Source organism: Singulisphaera sp. GP187, assembly GCF_900129635.1.
Lineage (GTDB): Bacteria > Planctomycetota > Planctomycetia > Isosphaerales > Isosphaeraceae > Singulisphaera.
In genome coordinates this window covers 74223-94000 of the sequence record NZ_FSRB01000003.1, presented here as the reverse complement: position 1 = coordinate 94000, position 19778 = coordinate 74223, and the positions used below count along the sequence as shown (strand labels likewise).

At 62.7% G+C, this 19778-nt stretch carries 15 protein-coding genes; 6 read left to right on the top strand and 9 right to left on the bottom strand.

What is annotated here, in order from left to right; all coding sequences use genetic code 11:
* Positions 1–466: 466 nt before the first annotated feature.
* Positions 467–2134, top strand: coding sequence for a hypothetical protein (locus BUS42_RS36350; RefSeq protein ID WP_074315930.1), 1668 nt, complete (start codon positions 467–469; stop codon positions 2132–2134).
* A 101-nt stretch (positions 2135–2235) separates the two neighbouring features.
* Here the strand turns inward: BUS42_RS36350 and BUS42_RS36345 are convergent, their stop codons facing one another.
* Complete coding sequence (locus tag BUS42_RS36345) at positions 2236–2736, bottom strand: tRNA (cytidine(34)-2'-O)-methyltransferase (RefSeq protein ID WP_074315928.1); 501 nt, start codon at positions 2734–2736, stop codon at positions 2236–2238.
* Positions 2737–2967: 231 nt separating this feature from the next.
* Here BUS42_RS36345 and BUS42_RS36340 point away from each other — a divergent pair, with 231 nt between their 5' ends.
* Positions 2968–6276 (top strand): PSD1 and planctomycete cytochrome C domain-containing protein, encoded by a 3309-nt coding sequence (locus BUS42_RS36340; RefSeq protein ID WP_074315926.1) that lies wholly within the window; start codon positions 2968–2970, stop codon positions 6274–6276.
* Between the two features lie 90 nt (positions 6277–6366).
* On the opposite strand, the gene BUS42_RS36335 is transcribed toward BUS42_RS36340, so the two are convergent.
* Positions 6367–7983: a hypothetical protein gene (locus BUS42_RS36335; RefSeq protein ID WP_074315924.1), complete on the bottom strand. Its 1617-nt coding sequence runs from the start codon at positions 7981–7983 to the stop codon at positions 6367–6369.
* Positions 7984–8397: 414 nt separating this feature from the next.
* On the opposite strand from BUS42_RS36335, the gene BUS42_RS36330 reads away from it, so the two are divergent.
* Together BUS42_RS36330 and BUS42_RS36325 are read left to right on the top strand one after the other, a co-directional pair.
* Entirely contained in the window at positions 8398–9693 is a 1296-nt protein-coding gene (locus BUS42_RS36330) for a dicarboxylate/amino acid:cation symporter (protein WP_074315923.1), read from the top strand.
* 10 nt (positions 9694–9703) lie between these two features.
* Positions 9704–9973, top strand: a complete 270-nt coding sequence (locus BUS42_RS36325) for a hypothetical protein (protein WP_074315921.1) — start codon at positions 9704–9706, stop codon at positions 9971–9973.
* A gap of 2 nt (positions 9974–9975) precedes the next feature.
* On the opposite strand, the gene BUS42_RS36320 is transcribed toward BUS42_RS36325, so the two are convergent.
* Both BUS42_RS36320 and BUS42_RS36315 read right to left on the bottom strand, forming a co-directional pair.
* A complete protein-coding gene (locus BUS42_RS36320; RefSeq protein ID WP_074317459.1) occupies positions 9976–11145 on the bottom strand; it encodes a glycosyltransferase family 4 protein in 1170 nt (389 codons plus the stop codon).
* Between the two features lie 150 nt (positions 11146–11295).
* Positions 11296–12669, bottom strand: coding sequence for a hypothetical protein (locus tag BUS42_RS36315; protein ID WP_074315919.1), 1374 nt, complete (start codon positions 12667–12669; stop codon positions 11296–11298).
* 209 nt (positions 12670–12878) lie between these two features.
* Here BUS42_RS36315 and BUS42_RS36310 point away from each other — a divergent pair, with 209 nt between their 5' ends.
* Positions 12879–13157 (top strand): hypothetical protein, encoded by a 279-nt coding sequence (locus tag BUS42_RS36310; protein WP_074315916.1) that lies wholly within the window; start codon positions 12879–12881, stop codon positions 13155–13157.
* Positions 13158–13363: 206 nt separating this feature from the next.
* On the opposite strand, the gene BUS42_RS36305 is transcribed toward BUS42_RS36310, so the two are convergent.
* Together BUS42_RS36305 and BUS42_RS36300 are read right to left on the bottom strand one after the other, a co-directional pair.
* A complete protein-coding gene (locus tag BUS42_RS36305; RefSeq protein WP_074315914.1) occupies positions 13364–13951 on the bottom strand; it encodes a DUF417 family protein in 588 nt (195 codons plus the stop codon).
* A gap of 51 nt (positions 13952–14002) precedes the next feature.
* Positions 14003–14968 (bottom strand): helix-turn-helix domain-containing protein, encoded by a 966-nt coding sequence (locus BUS42_RS36300; protein WP_254054044.1) that lies wholly within the window; start codon positions 14966–14968, stop codon positions 14003–14005.
* Positions 14969–15370: 402 nt separating this feature from the next.
* Here BUS42_RS36300 and BUS42_RS36295 point away from each other — a divergent pair, with 402 nt between their 5' ends.
* Entirely contained in the window at positions 15371–16216 is an 846-nt protein-coding gene (locus BUS42_RS36295) for a TatD family hydrolase (RefSeq protein WP_074315910.1), read from the top strand.
* 303 nt (positions 16217–16519) lie between these two features.
* On the opposite strand, the gene BUS42_RS36290 is transcribed toward BUS42_RS36295, so the two are convergent.
* From BUS42_RS36290 to BUS42_RS36280, 3 genes are all read right to left on the bottom strand, one after another.
* Positions 16520–17581, bottom strand: coding sequence for a DUF1559 family PulG-like putative transporter (locus BUS42_RS36290; RefSeq protein ID WP_315850756.1), 1062 nt, complete (start codon positions 17579–17581; stop codon positions 16520–16522).
* A 232-nt stretch (positions 17582–17813) separates the two neighbouring features.
* Complete coding sequence (locus BUS42_RS36285; protein WP_074315906.1) at positions 17814–18722, bottom strand: UbiA family prenyltransferase; 909 nt, start codon at positions 18720–18722, stop codon at positions 17814–17816.
* A gap of 84 nt (positions 18723–18806) precedes the next feature.
* Positions 18807–19661 carry a sugar phosphate isomerase/epimerase family protein gene (locus BUS42_RS36280; RefSeq protein ID WP_074317457.1) on the bottom strand — a complete coding sequence of 285 codons (855 nt, stop codon included), beginning with the start codon at positions 19659–19661 and terminating at the stop codon, positions 18807–18809.
* Positions 19662–19778: the final 117 nt, after the last annotated feature.

Sequence of the window (19778 nt, the reverse complement as noted above, 5' to 3'; positions counted from 1 at the left end):
CCAGCCGATTCGCTTGGAGGTCGAGAGTCAGCGATGCCCGCGAAGCCGCAGCGAGGAAGGCGTGGTGGGCCGTGCGGATCCGACGAAAAAACGTGATCGATCCGACGCGGGTCGAGACTCGGTTCGGTGTGTCGAAAATTGTTATGTCTCTTTGGTTTAGAGAGATCATTTTCGTCACGGTTCAGACCTTCGATTTTGACATCCCGGATCGGAAGTCTAAACTTCGATCCAGATGTCCCGCAAAAAAAAACGGTCGAAGAGGCGCGAATAGGGCCTGAGGTCTGTACGTCTTTGAGTCTGTAGCATCGTGAGTCTTGCTAGTCGATTGATACGTTCCAAACGGTGTCCCATTACCCCCCGAGTCGCAGGTCCCGGTCGGCCTTCCACCCCTCAGCGGGAGCGCATTCTTGATCCGGTCGACGCACTCGGACTGAACTCCTGATCGGAGTGCTAAGAGGCTCTTGCCATGAATTTGACGCTTCGACTCCTCGGTGTTCCCGCATCGGTCTTCACCAGTCTTTGCCTCGTCGGACCCGGGGCGCTCGCCGCCGCCGACGGTCCCTCAACGCCTCCTCCCGCCAAAAGCACGGACCAAGAATCCCCGGCCTCGGCGGAAGAAATTCCAAAGCTGAACCTGCTCGAAGCGGTCCGATCCGGCTCGGTTTCGGTCAATGCCGAAGGGATCGGCGACGGTCGGATGACCCTCTCCGTCACCAATAAGACCAGGCGCAAGCTTCAGGTTGTCCTCCCGCCCGGTCTGATCGCCTCGGGTGCCACTGGCCAGTTCGGTGGGATGGGGGGCATGGGCGGTGGCGGCATGGGCGGCATGGGGATGGGGGGTATGGGCGGCGGCATGGGCGGTATGGGTGGCATGGGTATGGGTGGCATGGGCGGTGGTATGGGGGGCATGGGCGGCGGTGGCATGGGAGGTATGGGCGGCGGTGGCATGGGCGGTGGCATGGGGATGGGGGGTGGAACCATGCCCGCCTCGATGGGGATGATGATGCTGGGCCGGCTGATCATGTCCCTGGTCGGCGAGCGCGATAGCTGGGATCAGCAATCACTGATGTCCGGAATGATGGGTGGCATGGGTGGCATGGGCATGGGGGGAATGGGCGGCGGCATGGGAGGAATGGGTGGAATGGGCGGCATGGGTGGTGGAATGCGGTCGGTTCCCCCGACGAGCCTTCCGTTCGCCACGCTCAATCCCAAGCAGACCCGTCACTTGCCCACGCGGTTGGTGGGGCTCTCCGACCCCAATCCTGAACAGCCCGTGGTGATGCCGGCCAAGGGAGAACGGCTGCGGCTGGGCGATATCAGCCAGCTCACGGTCGATCCGCGGGTGCAGAAAGCTTTGAAGCGACTCGCGGAAGACAAAGCGCCTCAGTCGGTGTCTCAACTCGTGATGTGGCGAGTGGCGTCGCACCTGGATTGGGCGACGATTACCGCGCTATCGAAAGATTGGGCGAACGCGCAAGAGTTGACCTTGGCCCAGTCGTTCGTCGACCAGCTCGACGAGTTGCCCAAGGGGGACTCGGGGACGATCGTTTGCGAAGTTCGGGCCGACGATTCCGCCCACAAGGCGCTGGCCCGTCAACTCGAGAAGGCGCTCAAGGATCAGACTGTGCTCGGGCTGGCGGTGAAGACCGAGATCCCCGCTCTACCCCAGGGGCCTGGGGTTGCCTGTCGGATCACCCTCAGAGGGACTGCGGAGAAGCCCGAAGCGATCGTGGAGATGTCGACGAGCAATCCCGACGCGACGGCGTGGGCCGCTGCGGGCAAGTTCACCTTGCCGGTCGCTCGCGAAAGCGACAAAGCGAAAACGGAGGCATTTGTCGATTCGTTGGCCGAGGGAATGCTGGGACGTCTGGTTCGGGCGTCGGTCGCGCCCGTGTCGAAGGGCAAGGGCAAAGACTTGTACCGAGTCCGGATCGAGAACGGCTCCCCGCTGATTCTCAACGGCATCGCCGTCGTGGGCACGGGGAGTGAGAGCGGTCAAGAGCCCAAGGTGCTTGCAGGGATCAGCGTGGCCCCGGGTAAGAGCATCACCGTCCCGGCAACCAGCCGAGTGGTAGAGCAATTGGGTCTCAAGAAGGGGGTTCGCCTCGTCGCGGCCGATCTCAGCGGCCTTTGATTGGACTGACGGTCCCCTCATTTCAGTGAGGAGCACTCAACAAGCGACCTCGAACGCCTTTGGCGTTCGAGGTCGTTTCCGTTTGGGGCGGTCGCGGCGGATCAGGCCGGAGCCAGTTCGAGTTGGCGGACCGCTTCGAATGTCCCGATCGCGACTGCGTTCGCCAGGTTCAGGCTGCGAGCTTCCGGGCGGATCGGAATTCGGACCAACCGATTGCTCGGGGATGAGATCCAGGAGGGGGGGAGGCCTCGGCTTTCCGGGCCAAAGACCAGGCCATCGCCCGCGCGGTAGGTGGCCGTGGTGTACGAGGAGGAGGCTTTGGTGCTGAATGACCAGAGGCGGTCGCGGCCCAAGACCTCGACCACCTCATCGATGTGGTCAACGACGCGCCAGCTCAAGTGTTCCCAATAGTCCAAGCCGGCTCGGCGGCGATGCCGATCGTCGAGGTGAAACCCGAGCGGACGGACGAGCCAGAGCATTGCACCCACGGCCACGCAGGTGCGCCCGATCGACCCCGTATTCGCGGCGATCTCGGGCTCATAGAGGATGACGTGAAGCCTGGGCGACTCCGGAGTCTGGACTGGTTCGGCCGTGCTGTTCATTCCCGTCGTCTCGTCTCGATTCAATCCTGGAGGGGCCACGCGCGCGTTTCATCGTTCCAGACAACGCCCTGGAGGTCAAACCGCTCTCCCGTTCGCCCTGGTAGAATCATGGCCCAACCTATACAATTCGTGGTGTTGGGATCCCTCCCTCACGCGCGGATGCCGGCCGTTCCACCCACCGATTGCGATGCCCTCGGGCACCCTCCGACCTCCTCGCTCTCGAGAAATCCTATGAGATGGTCCGCTTCCCTCCTTGGATTTGGCTTGATCCTGGGGATCTTGTCGAACGCTGTTGCAGAGGCCCCCGCGCCCTCCGTGGCAGGCGTCGCCTCGACCGAGTTCTTCGAAGCGCGGGTTCGTCCACTCCTGGTCGACTCGTGCATCCGCTGCCACGGGGCCAAGAAGCAGTCCTCGGGCCTGCGGCTCGACTCGCGCGAAGCGATGCTCGAGGGGGGCGAGAGCGGGGCAGCCATCGTACCGGGCAGCCCCGACACGAGCCTGCTCGTCCAGGTGGTCCGGCACTCCCACGAAGAGATCAAGATGCCCCCCAAGGGCAAACTGCCTGCTCCGGCGATTGAGGCGCTCGCCGAATGGGTGACTCAAGGCGCCCCATGGCCCAACGGGACCGTCCTCACGGCCGCCGAAAAGGAGGAGGCGACCGAAAAACACTGGGCGTTTCAACCGGTCCTTCAGGTCAAGTCGTACCCGGTCACGAGCCAGAGTTGGGGGACTTCGACGATTGACGCTTTCATCCTCGCCAAACTCGAGGGCGCGGGGATGACTCCCTCCGGACAGGCCGACAAGCGAACCTTGATTCGGCGCGCGAGCTTTGACTTGACCGGCTTGCCGCCGACCGCCGCCGAGATCGACGCGTTCGAGGCCGATCAGGCCCCTGATGCCTTCGCCAAGGTGGTCGAACGACTGCTTGCCTCTCCCCACTATGGAGAGCGGTGGGGTCGGCATTGGCTCGACGTGGCACGCTATGCGGATACGAAGGGCTATGTCTTCAACGAGGAACGTCGCTACCCCTACTCGTATACGTACCGCGACTACGTCATCCGGTCGTTCAATGAAGACCGTCCCTACGATCAGTTCCTGCTCCAGCAGATTGCGGCCGATCGTCTGCCCCAAGACGGAAACACGCAACCCCTGGCGGCGCTTGGGTTCTTGACCGTGGGACGTCGATTTCTCAACAACCAGCAAGACATTATCGACGATCGGATCGATGTGGTGACTCGCGGCCTGCTTGGGCTCACCGTCTCGTGCGCCCGTTGCCACGACCACAAGTTCGACCCGATCCCGACCGCCGATTATTATTCGCTCTACGGCGTTTTTGCCAGCTCGAACGAGCCCGCCGATCCTCCCCTGATCACCCCGGCAACGACGACCTCCGACTCGATCGCGTTCGCGCAGGAACACGGCAATCGGCAGGCGCAGGTGGACTCGTATTTGGCCTCGAAGCGCGAGGAGATTCAGAAGGATCTTGGGAGTCGGGTCGAGCCCTACTTCCTCGCTGCGTTCGACCTCGAGTTCAACCCGAAGCATCCCAAGCTCGACGATCGGGCGCGGTCGGCCTCGCTTCCGCCCAGCCGACTCCGTCTGGCGATCAGCCATTGGAAGAGTCGGCTCGACGCGGCTCGAAACGGCAAAGACCCGCTTTTCGGCCCCTGGCATGCGTTCGCGGCGATTCCCGAGGCGGATTTTGCCCGTCGCGCGGGCGATGTGGCCAAAGCTCTCGCCCCGAGCAAACCGTCAGAATCGAACCCCGTTGTCGTTGCCTTGTTCAGCGCACAACCACCCACCGGTATGAAGGATGTGGCCACTCGCTACGCCGCGCTCTTGGCGAAAGCCGAGTCGAAGCCGGCGGCTCGCGACGACGCGAAGACCGCGGCCGAGGACGCCGACTGGTACGCGATCCGCCGCGTGCTTCATCAAGATGGGGGGCCCCTTGGCGTCGCGTCCGACGAAGTTGCGCGGACCCTCGACCGTGAGGAACGAAATCATCTCAAGCAGTTGCAAAACAAGGTTGCCGAACTCTCGGCCACCCACCCGGGGGCTCCTCCCCACGCGATGGTCCTGAATGACGCGGCGCAACCGGTCAACCCGCATATTTTTGTCCGCGGGAATCCGGGTCGGCCTGGAAAGCCGGTCCCTCGCCAGTTCCTCGAGGTGCTGTCGGGTGCCAACCGGACTCCGTTCACGAACGGGAGCGGCCGGCTGGACCTGGCGAAGGCGATTATCGACCCAAGCAATCCGCTGACCGCGCGCGTCTTGGTCAATCGCGTCTGGATGCTCCACTTCGGCACTGGCCTGGTGGCCACTGCGAGTGACTTCGGCTTGCGGAGCGATCCGCCGTCGCACCCCGAGTTACTCGATGACCTGGCGACGGAGTTCGTTCGGAGCGGGTGGTCGATCAAGTCGCTCCATCGTCGGATGATGCTCTCGAGCGTGTATCAGCAGAAGAGTGAGAACAAGCCGGATTACCTCGTGAAGGACCCGGCCAACCGTCTGCTCTGGCGTTTCCCGCGACGTCGGCTCGAGTTCGAGCCGATGCGGGACGCCTTGTTGGCTGTCTCCGGCCGGCTGGACGACACGTTTGGAGGCCGGTCGGTCGACCTCACGGCGAGCCCGTTCACGACGCGACGCACCGTCTACGGCTATATCGATCGCCAGAACCTGGATGGTGTCTATCGCACGTTCGACTTTGCCAGTCCCGACGCGACCAGTCCGCGCCGCTACGTGACGACGGTTCCCCAGCAAGCCCTCTTCCTGATGAATAGCCCATTCGTCATCGAACAGGCGCGGCAGCTTGCCACAACGACTGCCGGGGCAGCCGATCCGGAAGCGCGGACCCGCGCGCTTTATCGTCAGATTTTCGGCCGATCGCCGGAACTTGCCGAGCTTTCCCGAGGCGTCCGGTTCGTGGAGCAGCGGGCGAACGACCAGTCGCCGACCACCACGGAAATCTGGCAGGCAGGCTTCGGCGGGGTGGACGAGTCGACCCAGCGGGTCCACGCATTCGCGCCCTTCCCCCACTGGACCGGCACGACCTGGCAGTTCGGCCCGAAGATCCCCGATCCGGAGAACAGTTACCTGCACCTGAACGCGTCGGGGGGGCACGTCGGCAACGATTCTCAACACGCGGCGATCCGCCGGTGGACAGCGCCCCAGGATGCGACGATCACGATTGACGGAGCACTCGCTCATCCGGCGAAGGAAGGGGACGGGGTGCGCGGGCGGATCGTTGCGTCCTGCTCGGGAATCCTGGGCGACTGGGTCGCCCAGCACGGTACGGTTTCCACACGTGTGGAACGTTACGAGGTGAAGGCAGGGGAAACCATCGACTTCGTCGTCGACGGACGGAGCAACCCGAGCTTCGACTCGTTTAGCTGGTCGCCCATCGTCCGCAAACTCGCCCCAGCTCCCGTCGAGTGGAAGGCCACGGCTGGTTTTCAAGGACCCGCTACTCCGCCACTTACTCCTTGGGAAGAGTATGCCCAGGTCCTGCTCTTGACCAACGAGTTTATGTTCGTCGACTGAGGTCGAGAAACCGAACCGCCCCGAGCCTTGATGGCCCGGGGCGGTCCGGTCGGTCTGTGTTGGAACCCTTTACCTGACGCTTGTCTTGGATTACAGGGCACTCAGGTCGGCCGCGATCACGCGAATCCCCTTCTTGAGGCCGAGCAACTTGACTGTCTCGTCGGTCGCGGGGATCGTCATACTTCGCTGTGGCGAAATGCTGATCCCCGAGAGGATCTTCGACTCGGTCTCACTTCCCCGGCCGAGGACCGCGACTCCGTTCAGGACCAGTGGCGAGGCGTTCTCGATCTTGATTTTGTAGGTCGGCTTTCCCTTCGAGCGTGAACCAGGCGAGAGCTGAGCCCGGACCATGCGAGTGAGGATCCCCTCGGCCAGGCCGTCCGCGACCGCGGAAACATTCAGCTCACCGGTCTTCGTTCGGGACAAAGGGAGCGTGAACTTGCCTGCCGCCAACCAGGAGCGAGCCGGGCCATCACTGGTCGCGACCTGCACCGTGGCCTCGGCTTCAGTCACCTGCACCTTGCAGGCCAATGCCGGTCCCTCGGGTTCCGCGGGAACGCCCAACTGGCCCTTCAGACCGAGGAGGCTCTTCCCCTTGAGTGCCTGTTTTAGCTCGAGAACCGCCGAGTCGCCGGTCGAATCCTTGGACTCGATTTCGTAGAGTAAAACTCCGGTTTCCTCCGTGGAAAGGGCTCCCAGCCGATCGACGAACGTGCGTGCCAGGGTCATTTCGTGGGCGTTTGCCCACGAGCGGGACATCGTCTCGATGGCCTTCCAGTCCTGGCCGGAAGCGACCTTCCACATCACAAGCTGGGCCAACGTCTGAGGCGCCTTATCCTCGGCCAGCCGCTTCAGAGCCTGCTGCATCTGTGCATTGTCGGTCATCTGGCTGATGTCGCCGAGCCGGAGCTTCTCGCCCTTCGCGGGCATCGCGACCCGTTCTTCCCCATCCGGTTCCGACAGACCCACCAAGCGCGTGGGAAGATGTCGGGTCTGCTTGGGGTTGAGCGCGGCGAACGGCAATCCCGTGGGCGGAACGGAACGCATTCCACCGCCCATGCCGCCCATGCCACCCATGCCGCCCATTCCACCGCCCATGCCACCCATGCCGCCGCCCATGCCCATCATCATGCCGCTCATCAGCGACTGCTGGTCCCAGCTATCGCGGTCGCCGACCAGGGACATGATCAGCCGCCCTAACATCATCATCCCCATCGAAGCGGGCATGGTTCCGCCGCTCATGCCGCCTCCCATGCTTCCGCCTCGCCCCCCCATTCCACCACCGCCCATGCCGCCCATGCCACCGCCCATGCCACCCATTCCACCGCCCATACCGCCCATTCCACCGCCCATGCCGCCGCCCATGCCACCCATGCCGCCACCCATGCCCCCCATGCCACCGAACTGACCGGTGGCACCCGAGGCGATCAGACCGGGAGGGAGGACCACCCGAAGCTTCCGCTTTGTTTTGTTGGTCACGGACAGGGTCATGCGACCATCGCCACTGCCCTCGGCATCGACGCTTACATCGCCTTGTCGAAGGGCGGTGAGGAGATCGATGGCGGGTACTTCCTCAGCGGGCACGTTCTTTTTGGGCTCGGGTAAAGCTTCATCGCCGAAGCTCAGTACGGACTGAGTTTGCATCAGAAGCGAGAGGCCACCGGCAACCATGGCCATCCGCCAGGGGAGGAATGTAAAGGTCGGCATCGAAAACCCTTTCTCAGCATCTCGTGAGCAATGGGGAGAGGCGCATTTTCCAATGGGGGGGAAAAAGCGTGGCTGAGGGGGGGAACGCCAGCATAAAGGGGGGGAGTGGATGGAGTATCGCTGATTGGGGGCTGGTCGCCGTCTCAGTCAATCCTCCACTCACAAAAGAGCAGACGCCCCGCGAGGGAGTTCTATTCAGCCCGGCTCAGAAAAAAGATATTTGGACGATGTTGAAGGGCTCCGTTGGAGAATTCCACTCGTGAAACGGAGTTATGCGAAATCGCAACCCTCGCGAAAGTGAGTGGTTACCCGACGCGATGCGCTTGCCTCCTCGGTGACGATGTCGTATGACCAACGCGACGGCCGAGGGGATCGTAGCGCTCCCGATTACGCTGCGGATGCGAGGATGACTCGATGGCTCAGTTTGATGAGGAACCAATCGCTGCCGGCCTGGACGAACCGGAGAGCCGGCCGGGGGGTATTCCACTCTATGTTTGGGTGATTGCCGCCGTTTTTTTGGCAATTCCGGTGGGTCTGTACTGGGGTGACGGCGCGGAGTCACTCAACCTTCTTCCCAGACTGATCATTCGGGCTTTGAGCGCGCTGGCGGCCCCCTTGGTCGTTCTGGCCATCCTCAGTGCGATCGTCTCCAACGATATCCGCGGTCGCCAGGGCGCGCGGATGATGATTTACTATCTGATCAACACCATGGTCGCCATGGGATTCGGTCTCGTGCTCACGAACCTGATCCGCCCCGGCGTGGGCGCGAAGTTGATCGACCTCACCAATCCGCCCGTTGCCCCGCCCCGGAAGTCGGTGACCGACCTGCTCATCGAGCTCGTGCCCCGGAGCGTGGGCGATGCCTTTGCACAGAATAACCTGGCCCAACTCGTCCTCCTGACCCTTGCTTTGGCGATCGGGCTGGTCAAGATCCGCAACGAGCAGCAAGCGCGAGGCGAGACAACCTACAAAGCGGTCGTCGACTTGTTGAATGTCGGTTTCGAGCTGTTGATGCGCGTCTTGCTCTGGGTGGTCGCCCTGGTCCCGCTCGCCGTATTCGGAGTCGTCGCCTCGAGCGTGGGGCAGAGCGAGGGGATCCAGGTCTTTCGATCCTTGATCTGGCTGATCATCGTCGTGCTCATCGGCCTGAGCTGTCAGGTCATCTGGTATCTCGTCGTCATGATGATCTTTGCGCGGATGTCACCGTTACGATTCCTCCGCGGGGCCACGGATGTCATGGCCAGTACGTTCAGCACCTCGAGCACGGCGGCGACGATCCCGGTCACGCTTCGGGCGCTGTCGAAGTTGGGGGTCTCGCGACAGTCGAGTCAACTCGCGGCCTGCGTCGGGACCAATTTCAATAATGACGGCACCGCGCTCTACCAAGCCACCGCCGTCCTGTTCATGGCCCAGGCGCTCGGTTTCGCGCTCAGTCCCATCGACCAGTTGATCATCGTGCTGACGACCCTGGTCGCCAGCGTGGGCGCCGGCGGGATTCCGTCGGGCAGCTTCGTGACTCTGCCGCTGATCTTCGCGGCGGTCGGTCTTCCCGCGGACAAGATCCCGGTCTTGTTGACGATCGACTGGTTTCTCGACCGCTGTCGGACCACCTCGAATGTTCTCGGTGATATGACCGTCGCGGTCCTCCTCGACCTGACTCATGACTCCGCGGTGTCAACGGTCGATGCGCTCGACGCGGCGACGAAGTGAGGAATTCCCGATGCAGATCCGAGGGATCGTCCAGACTGCCACGCTCGAGGAGACACCCCCGGGCAGCGGCGCCATCGAAATGATCCTCCGCGTGCAAGGGGTGGGAGCCGGTCAACCGCGCAGACTCATCATCCCCTATTCCCTGTTGCTCGAGGATGAGTCGCTCGACCCCGACCTGATCTCAGGTCGGGGCTTCGAGGCCGAGATCGAACCGGTCGAGCAACGCTGGGTCGTCGCGCGGATCGCGTTCGCGTCGCGCGTCCTCCGTCAGCCTGAGTAAGCTCAGCGGCTCAGACGCGACGAGCCGATTGGGAACCGTGCCGCCAGCATACTCCGATAGAGCGTGAGGTAGCGGTCGACCACGATCGGCAGCGCGTAGTCGGACTCGATCCGCTTCCGAGCCGCAGTTCCCAGCTGGCTTGCCAGATCCGGATGATCAAGGATCTCGATCAACGCGTCCGACCACCGCGCGGGGTCGTCACCGCACACGAGGCGACCGACCCCGTCGCTCAGCAGGTCGATGTTGCCGCCGATCCCGGAAGCCAAACAAGGCAAGGCGGTGGCCATGGCCTCGAGCAATGAGTTGCTCATCCCCTCGGCCACACTTGGCAACACGAACAAGTCCGCCGCGCGAAGGACGTCGGCAGGGTCGTTCACGGCCCCGGTGAACTGGACTCGGTCCGCGATCCCGAGTTCGTTGGCCTGGGCCTCGAGTCGAGCCTGTTCCGGTCCGTGTCCGACCAGGATCAAGTTGGCGTTCGTGCGGTTCGCCACGGCCGGCCATGCCTCGAGAAGCCGGTTGAGATTCTTTTGAGGATGGAGTCGCCCCGTGAACACGACCCTGGGACGCGGCAGAAGCTGAGCTTCGAAGCCAGACGGCCCCGGTCGGTAGTGGGTGGCATCGACCCCGCTCGCTATCCGGAAGATCCGCTCCGGGGGAACGCCGAGCCGGGTCCACTGGGCTTCAATATCGGCGGAAATCGCCGCAAAGGCAGGATTGCGTAAGATCAGGCGGCGGAGCAACGGGAACCCTCGGGTCCGCGCAAGTTCTTCGGCCTCGCCGTAGTATCCCGAACTTGCCGGTTGCACCAGGGTGGGCGCTCCACCGAACTGGTTGCGACCGAGCCCCGTCGCGACGGCCTCCCAGAGCCCTTGGTGAGTATGGATCAGGTCGTAACTTCCACGGAGCCGACGCAAGGCCTGGATGACTCCGGCCACGAAGCTCACCGCGAAGAGCGGGCCGACCCGCGACGATCGCACCCACCGGTGCACCTGAATTCCCTGAACATCCTCGTCTCGAGGGAGTCCCTCGACGGCATGAGTCACCACCTGGACGGAGTGGCCGCGCTTCGCCAGTTCGACCCCTTGCGCAAGGGCCTGTCGCTCGGCCCCGCTTTCGAGGGGATGGAAGTAGCTCACGACATAACAAACGCGGATTTTCGAATCGTCCATCGCTACCCAAAAAGGGGAAGAATGCGGGGAGGCGACCATTTGCGCTTGGGTTGGCACCGCCTCAGCGATTCTCAACGGGTGAGAAACGACAAGACCCGGCTCCTCGGGAGGAACCGGGTCGCTGTATCGTCCTCTTCTGCCGATTCAACTTCAACGCGTGATCGTCAAGCTCGGGATGCTTCGTCCCAGATCGTCGACGATCTCGCTGCCACTGATCGTAAGTTGGCTAACCGCATAGGTCCGACCGCTTGGCATCACCACTTTGACGGTCCAGTCGCCGTCGGGCAGCCGAACTGCGTAGTGACCGAAGGCATCAGTCGTCACATGCCGGTCGGCAAAGGCATTCGTTCGGCTGGAGAGGATCAACTGGACTCCCTCCTCAAGCTCGCCGGTGTCACCGGAGAGCACCTTGCCCTTGAGGATATTGCGGGTCACTCGCGCGTTACCGGCCGGAAAGCTCGGGCGATTCACCTTGTGCTTGACGGGCGTATCGGCCGGAGCAATCGGTGGCTCTTGGGGAGCGGGCGGCGAGGTGGAATCCGCGGGAGCGACAGGCAAGGGAAGGGCCGCACCCGAGTTTGTCGCGGAAATATCGGGGAGCCGCTCGGGGCTCGGAACGCTCGACCGCTCGGTCGTTGCCGGCTCGTTCGGGATCTCGGGCAGCGGAGCAGGCGCCGGCTCGGGCTTCGACTGGCGTTGTACCGGGGCCGGAGCGGGAGCAGGCTCCGGAAGATTCGAGGAATCGTTGGGAGGCACGGGTTCCGTCGCCGTGCTTTCGACGGACGAGGCGGGTGCGCGTTCTCTTGTCTTCGACGTCGCAGAAGGAGCGGGAGCGGCCGTGCTAAGGGCAGGGGCCGGGGAGAACGACGGAGCGGAGCTCGCGCAGCAGATATCGGCCGTCGCGACCACCGGCTGGTCGTAAATCGTCGGGTAGACGTAGGAGGTCGGCGTGTAGGTCGTCGGAGTGATCACTGAAGTCGGGTAGTAGGTTGCGGTCGTCGGCACGTAGTAGCGTGCAGCGGTCGTCGTGTAGATCGGTCGATCCACGATCCTCCGCGGTGCAAGAAGCCGTCGGGTCCGATAATACGTCGGGACCACGTAGGATGTGGACTCATAGGCGGGAGTCCCATAAACGGTCGCATAAACCGATGGTAGGACAGCCGAGGTCGTCAGGTAGGATGTCGGGTAAACGTAGGACGTCGGCAGGACGTACGACGTGGGCAGGGCGTACGACGTGGGCAGGGCGTACGACGTGGGCAGGGTGTACGACGTGGGCAGGACGTATGACGTGGGCAGCACATAAGAGGTCGGAGCGAGGGTGTACGACGTAGGCGCCACGTAGGAAGTGGTGGTGAGTGCATACGACGTGGGCACCACGGACGATGTCGCCACCGGGAGGACGGTCTCGACCGGAGCGTAAACCGCGGCGCGGCGGCCAAGGTTTCCGTAGGCGATCGACCCTGGGTCGGAGAAGCCCAACAGCGAGGTGGAAACCAAGAGAGCGCGAATCCCAGGTGTCTTCATGAGCGTGGCTCCTCGATGCGACGAAAGGAGAACTTCCTTGATGTCATTTTCGTTCTCGTTCGCGAATACCGCATGACCCCTACAATACCAAGTCTAGGTGATGAAACCAACACTTTGCGTACTATCGATCGATCTGCGATGATCGGGACCACCCCCCGAGCCGCCACAGGCCCACGCGGGGTTACAACCCATCGGGAGACGACTTCGTGATGACTGAATCACGTGATGCGGCCGAGGTACTCAACCGCGATTTCCTCGAGTCCAGGAGCCGGATTCTCGAAGTCGCCGCGGCCCTCGATCGCCTTGACCGGGCCCCTGGCCGAGCCGGCGACCCCCCTGATCGCCGCCTCGCCCAGTTGCGCCAGGCGATTGAGGCGCTCCTCGAGCCCGGTCCCGGCCGTGCCGAGACCATCCAACGCCTCTTCTCGCTCGACTACGATCCGAGTTGGCAAGAGAAGTACGGTGTCCTCGAGACTCGACCAAGCTGAGCGCGCCGACCATCGACCGAGTCCCTGTCCTCCAGCATTAGGGCGGAGTCGCTTGTGGAGTGGACCGGTTGGAGGAATTCAGCCAGGTGGCCCACCGTGGTGAACACCAACGGGTGGTCCGGCTGTGTGAGGGGAGGGGAGGGGAGCAAGGAAGCTTGACGGGCCTACTCGCGGGGAATCGGGGGCGATTGGACGATCCCTTACACTCAGATTGCGACGGATTGCCCGTGGGACCGCAAGTACGCTTTGGCCGAGTCGGCCATTGTGACCAGTGCGGCGCCCATCATGATCGCATCTTTGACGACCAACCGGCCGGCACCGCTCAGGTACGGAAATCCGTGTTGAGCGTCCCCTAGCGCAGGGACCCAGCACTCCGGGGTCGTGATCAGAAACGAGAGGGTGACGAACGACATCACGACCACCAGGAAGCTACCCACCGCCGCAACCTGCGGAAGCCACGGATGCAGGCAAAGCAACAGTCCGTAGAAGACGATGACCGACCCAAGTCCGTAGGCGAACAGATAGGTTCGGTTCGACTCGTGCCAGGCCCGGTTTTTCGCGACCAGGGCCCCTTCGGGATTCTTGTGGGTTTTGTAATTCCCGGGGTCGGAATACCAGAAGCGCATAAGGGGACTGTTGGCCACAAACGGCACGATCCCGTCCGCCTCGTACCGGAACGCCTTCAAACCGCCGATCCAGAGCAGAACCAGGATCAGTCCGAGTCGCGTCACCGTGATCCCCAAGCGGTCCGCCCGCGCCGCCACTTCCATCAGACTCCGTAACCAACTCGTCATCAGACTGTCTCCCGCAATCAGGACGGGCCGCACGATCGATCCTGTTTACAGTCAGGACTCGGATGCGGACGATGATCCATTTTTGCGATCGACCGGATCTGCCGGAATGGACGGAAGAGGCAAACTCATGGAGAGATTTCTCCCACCGCGAATCGCCGTCTCGAATTCCCGAAAGAAGACCGGCGAATGCCCGGTCGCCCGCTTGAAGAGACGGCTGAAGTAAAGTTCGTCGGTGTACCCGAGCTCGTGCGCGATCTGCTTGACCGGCTTCAAGGTGTGCAACAGGTCCCACTTCGCGTGTTTGAGGATCCGGTCGCGAATCAGGTCGGTCAATGTCTTATGGAGGTGAGCCTTGACCACTTTCCCGAGCCCTTTCGGGTCGGTATCGAGCAGCCGGGCGTAATCCGCGGGCGCGTGCATCCGCCGATAATTCGCTTCGATCAGCTCCCGGAGCGACTCCAGGACCGGCGGGAACCGATCGTACGTCGAGCCGGTCAGCGTCCCTTGCTGTTCCCGCTTCAGGCGGGTCGCTCGGATCAGGAGCACCTTGAGGTACGAGAGCAGGATCTCGGAGTGGGCAAGCCCGCCCTCGGCGAGCTCACCACGGATCTGGAAAATCAGCTCCGCAACTTCGCGATCATGGCGTTCTTCGAGCTCGACCGTCGGGACGCCATAGAGATCGTTGAACAGCACGCCGTTGCAACCGACTTCTTCATGATAGGTCTCAATACACAAGAAATTGGCATGAAATTGGACAATAATGCCTCGGATTGGCCGTTCCGCCACGAACCGGACGTACTGATAGGGAACGAAAAAGAGGAGCGAGGGCGCAGCCAAGGGATGGCATGCGGAATCGGCCCAGAACTGGCCCTGACCCTCCTGAATCCAGCAGACGGTAAAATAATTCGATCGCGCAAAGAGTCCGGAGTCGGAATCGGTCTCGATTGCCAACTCCGTGACCTTAACCGACGAGTCGCCCCCGCGAGGATCGTAGAGAGTCTCTGGTGCTCGAACCAATCGACATTCTCCCTGGCGGCCATGTCCGACCGTGTCACTGGCACTTCGGTCAATGGACTGAATCGCTCGTCTCCCGCACCAGGATCGCAGTTTACTTGCTGGGAGTCGTGGGATTGATGCGCTTCCTCGCTGGTGCGACCCTGTTCGAAACTTGGTAGCATGGGGACCAGGCCGGAGCGAGTCGTCGCGATTTTTCGATCACTGAGATTTGCCGGTCGACGAGCGAGGAGTCTTCTGGCAAGAGGGATTTCGCTCCACTCGCGGAGCGGCTGGCTGCCGACACGATTGTAAGGTTGGAACGTGCAACTCGGCAGCGGTTTAGTCCCTTTCTTAATCCAAATGCATCCCGAAAACGGTGCAGGCAAAAGTTGCAAGCCGCTAGAAATTTTGGAGTTTACATGCATGCCTTCCTATATTGACCCGCACATCCACATGGTCTCCCGAACCACTGACGACTACAAGCGGATGGCCCTTGCCGGATGCGTGATGGTCAGCGAGCCGGCGTTCTGGGCAGGGTTCGACCGATCGGGGCCGGAGGGGTTCCGCGACTATTTTCGCCAGCTCACGGGCTTTGAGCGGAACCGGGCGAAGCTCTACGGCATCGAGCATAAGACCTGGCTCTGCATCAATGCCAAGGAGGCGGAAAACGTTTCGCTCTCGCGCGAGGTGATCAAGTTGATCCCCGAATTCCTCGATGAGCCCAGCGTGCTCGGGATCGGCGAGATCGGACTCAACAAAAATACCAAGAATGAGGCCACGGTTTTCCGCGACCACCTCGATCTGGCGGCGCGGACCCAGGAATTGATCCTGGTCCACACACCGCACCTGGCTGATAAGTACCAGGGGACGAGGATGATCCTCGACATGCTCCGCGACGACACGCGGCTGAAGCCCGAACGCGTCTGCATCGACCACGTCGAGGAGCACACGATCCGCCCCGCGCTCGACGCCGGTCACTGGGTCGGGATGACTCTTTACCCGATCACCAAGTGCACCCCCGCGCGTGCGGCCGATATGATCGAAATCTATGGCACCGAGCGCGTGATGGTCAACTCGGCTGGCGACTGGGGACACAGCGATCCGCTTGCCGTTCCCGAACTCATCTTCGAGCTCCGCGCTCGGGGTCACGGCGAAGCTCTGATTCGCAAAGTCGTCTACGAAAACCCGCTTACCTTCTTTGCGCAGTGCCCGCGGTTTCAGTTCACGCCACGAACCGCCGCCCTGAGCGAGTCCCGATCCGCGACGTGAGCGATTGCGATTCCTCAAGGGGAAATTGGAGGCAGCGCGAACAGTCCGATTGGTGGCCCGACTTGCTTCAACGGAACGCTCTTCGGCGTTCCGTTCGCGGGCCCCGAGTCCTTGCCGGCTCCCGGCGGACTCGGGGAAGGGGCCGACGGGCCCTGCGGATTCGGGTCACAGCCGCACGCGCCGAGCGTGACGACTGCCGCTCCGAGCGTCTGGCGAAGCTGCCTTTCCGTCATCGATTGAATCCTCTGTCGGTTCGAAGCCGTTGCCGTTGCCGTTGGCTGCGTGAAACAGGCAGACTTCCCGCTAAAATGCGTCAGCGCTAATCACTTCGGCGCCGTTTCGGGTCCCCAAGGATCGGTAGACCGAGGGGTTGATCGAGTTCTTGAGAAACCGCACCGAGCCGTCCCCGAACAGGAACTGGGCGCCGGCCGGGTGCTGGCTGCGGAAACCCCACTGGCCGTATTCCAGATAGGCCGAGTTGATGGCCCATGCTTTATAGTCACTGACGTCAGGCCAGTGTGTCTCCGGGGGAAGCGGATGAAGTCCTCCCCCCGAGTAGTCGCCGACCATCATGTTGGCGTTGATCCGGGGAACCTCATAGGCGAACCCTTGAGGGCGGGTCGTGCTTCCCCCGGCCATCGACGAGAAGTAGCCGTAAACGCTCCAGTTATTGCAGAACCAGTCAGGGTCGTTGCGGAACCGGGCCGACTCGCCCACGGCGATCGTACTGCTCGTGCCGTCGACGAACGCAGCCATCGGGTATGCGGTCTTCGCATCGAATGCCCCGTTGCCGACTTCGAGATCCGAACACTTCGGGCCGGCGTAGTAGGCGATGGTGTTCCAGGTCCCCCCGGACGGAAAATACGAGGTCTGCGAATAAGCCACCGGGCCCGGACCCAACTTTGACGACCGGAGGTCATCGCTCGGGCAGAGGAACGTCGCGATCGTGGTGAGTAAGCCCGTGCTGTTGACTGCCCCGGCGTTTACGCCCCCGATGTAAGCGCCGTCGGCTCGGAGCTGAAAGTTGATCGAGTTATAGGCCGTCGCCTGTTCCATGTGGGGGAGGATCAGTGCCAACATGGTGAAATCGCGCGGGGCACCAGGGCCACTCTTGGTGAACGCGCCTCCACAATCGCTGTCGGCGTCCGTCGCGCTCTGGAGCACCGCCCCCATCGGCAAAGTCGTGTGGGCACTCTCGTAGTTGGCGATGGCCAGGCCAATTTGCTTGAGATTGTTGCGGCACTGCGACTGCCTGGCCGCTTCACGCGCAGCCTGCACCGCGGGAAGCAGCAAGGCGATCAACACCGCAATAATCGCGATGACCACCAAGAGCTCGATCAGGGTAAACCCATATCGTTTGGTCACAAACGGCCCCCGAGCGGTGCAATGACGCACTTCATCTCCCACTCGTTTTTCTTGAGCCACGATCGAATTCCACGTCGCTGACGGTGGATTCTCTAAAAATGACACTCGGTGGTCGTTGGTGCAAACGTATTTTCTACAATCCATCCATGCGTTGGAAAGAAAAGATCGGATTTGGCCCGCATTTGGTGATGAATGGCAACGATAGCCGTTCAAAACAGATCGGGGGGGTGGCTCAGGTGGAATAGAGCCACCGGCCGAGCAGGAAGGCGGGGATCCAGAGAATCGCGACCGAGGCCGCCAACGTCGGGCCTCGGACGGCCGCCACGACGCCGACGTTGAGCCAGACGAGGGAGAGGACGCCCGTCTTTACGGCCTTTTGAAGCGTGGATGGAATCGGGTTCTGGAGCGCGCGGGTGCCGGCCAGGTTCACGACCCAGGCGACGAGCAGGAGGACGAGCATTCCTTCGAGGGGCAGAACCGCACGTGGGTCGGCGGCGACAGCGGGGAACAAGCGTGGTTGGAGGGCCGCGGTCAGCAGCCCGAGGAAGGCCAGGTTCTCGAGGGTCAACCCAAGATAGAGGCCCCGGGTCCGCCCCACCTCGGTCTCCGAGCGACTGATCCAGGTGACCCCGGTCACGAAGACCCCGAGTGACACCCCGACGATCCAGCCACCGGGTCCTCCGAAGTCGACCGCCTGGCTCATCCCGAGCACGAGGTTGAGCGCCCGGCAACTCCCCATGACTTCGGGACCGAACCACGTTCGCTTCAGACCGAGGTTGTAGGCGAGCACGCAGGCGGCCAGGGCCAGTGCGATCCCGACGCTCGCGATCGAGCCACTGAGCGCCGCCAGCAAGGGGCCGAGCAGGAGCAAGGATCCCCCTCCCCAGGCGGCGAATCGGCGTGAGACGAGGCCGGAAGGTAAGGGGCGTCCCGGGCGTTCCTTGAGGTCGATCTCGTAGTCGAAGACGTCATTGAGCGCGATTCCGGCGGCGTAGATCGCCATCGACGCGCCCACGAGCGGGAGCCAACGCTCCGGCGCGTCCAGGCTACCGCGCACCAAGAGCCAGCCGGCCAGGCTATCGGCCGCGGCGGTGAAGACGTTCGGTAACCGAATGAGCTGCAAGTAGGGCTTGATCGCCATGGATGAGACCGTCGCCTGAGGAGTTCCAAGAGAGAGAGCCGGTCGTTCAGCGAGGAGGTTGCCGAAGTCCGGCTCGTCGATCGTTCAGGCGCCGCTTGGTGGGACCATCAAGGGGGAGAGAAACTCGAACGCTCCCCGCGCTGCGGCATCGGGATCGTCGCCAAACGGGTAGAGCTCCACAGTCAACCAGCCGTCGTAGCCCGTCTTGCGAATCGCCGCGAAAACCTCGGGGAAGTCAATCGCGCCGGTGCCTGGCACCAGATGGTGGTGGACGCGGGTCGCCGCGATATCTTCGAGGTGGTAATGGCGGATCTGGGGCGCAAGCTTGGCGATGGCGGCCGGAATGTCCTCGGAAACACAGAAGGCATGGCCGACATCGTAATTCAGGCCGATCGAAGGGGCGTTCACCCGGTCGGCGACCTCGAGGTACTGGTCGCTCGTCTCGAGCAGCAAGCCGGGTTCGGGTTCGATCAGGAGGAGCACACCGAGGTTGTGGGCGTGCTCGGCGAGTGGCTTGAGGACTTCGACGAACAGGTCGATGGCCTCAGCGCGGCTCTGGCCGGGTGCCAGTGGCCCCCCCGGTTCCGTCGTGATGTGGGGCGCACCCAACTCCGCACACAGGCCGATCGCACGTCGGGTGTGGTCGATCCGGACCGAGCGGTAGTGCGGGTCGGGCTCGATGAACGACGGATACCAGTACGGCTGACGCGCATCGTTGACCGCGTTCATCATGAACGCGTTGACGTTCGAGAAGGTCAGCGCGTTCCGCTCCATGGCGGCGAGGATCGCTCGCTTCGGCCCCTCGAGTAGCCCCGCCGGCCAGGCATGCGGAACGTCGGCCAACAGTTCCAACCCTTCGTACCCGAGCGACGCGATTCGCTCGGCAACTTCATCGAAGGGGAAGCGGAGATACGCGTTGGTGCTGAACGCAAGTTTCATGCGGAGCTCTTCAGTCGCTGAGGAATGTTTGATCTTTTGCATTATGACCGAGCGCCGTGGCGGGTTCAACCCGCGCGGAGCAGGACTTGAAGGAACCGGGCGCTCGGGAAACCAGGA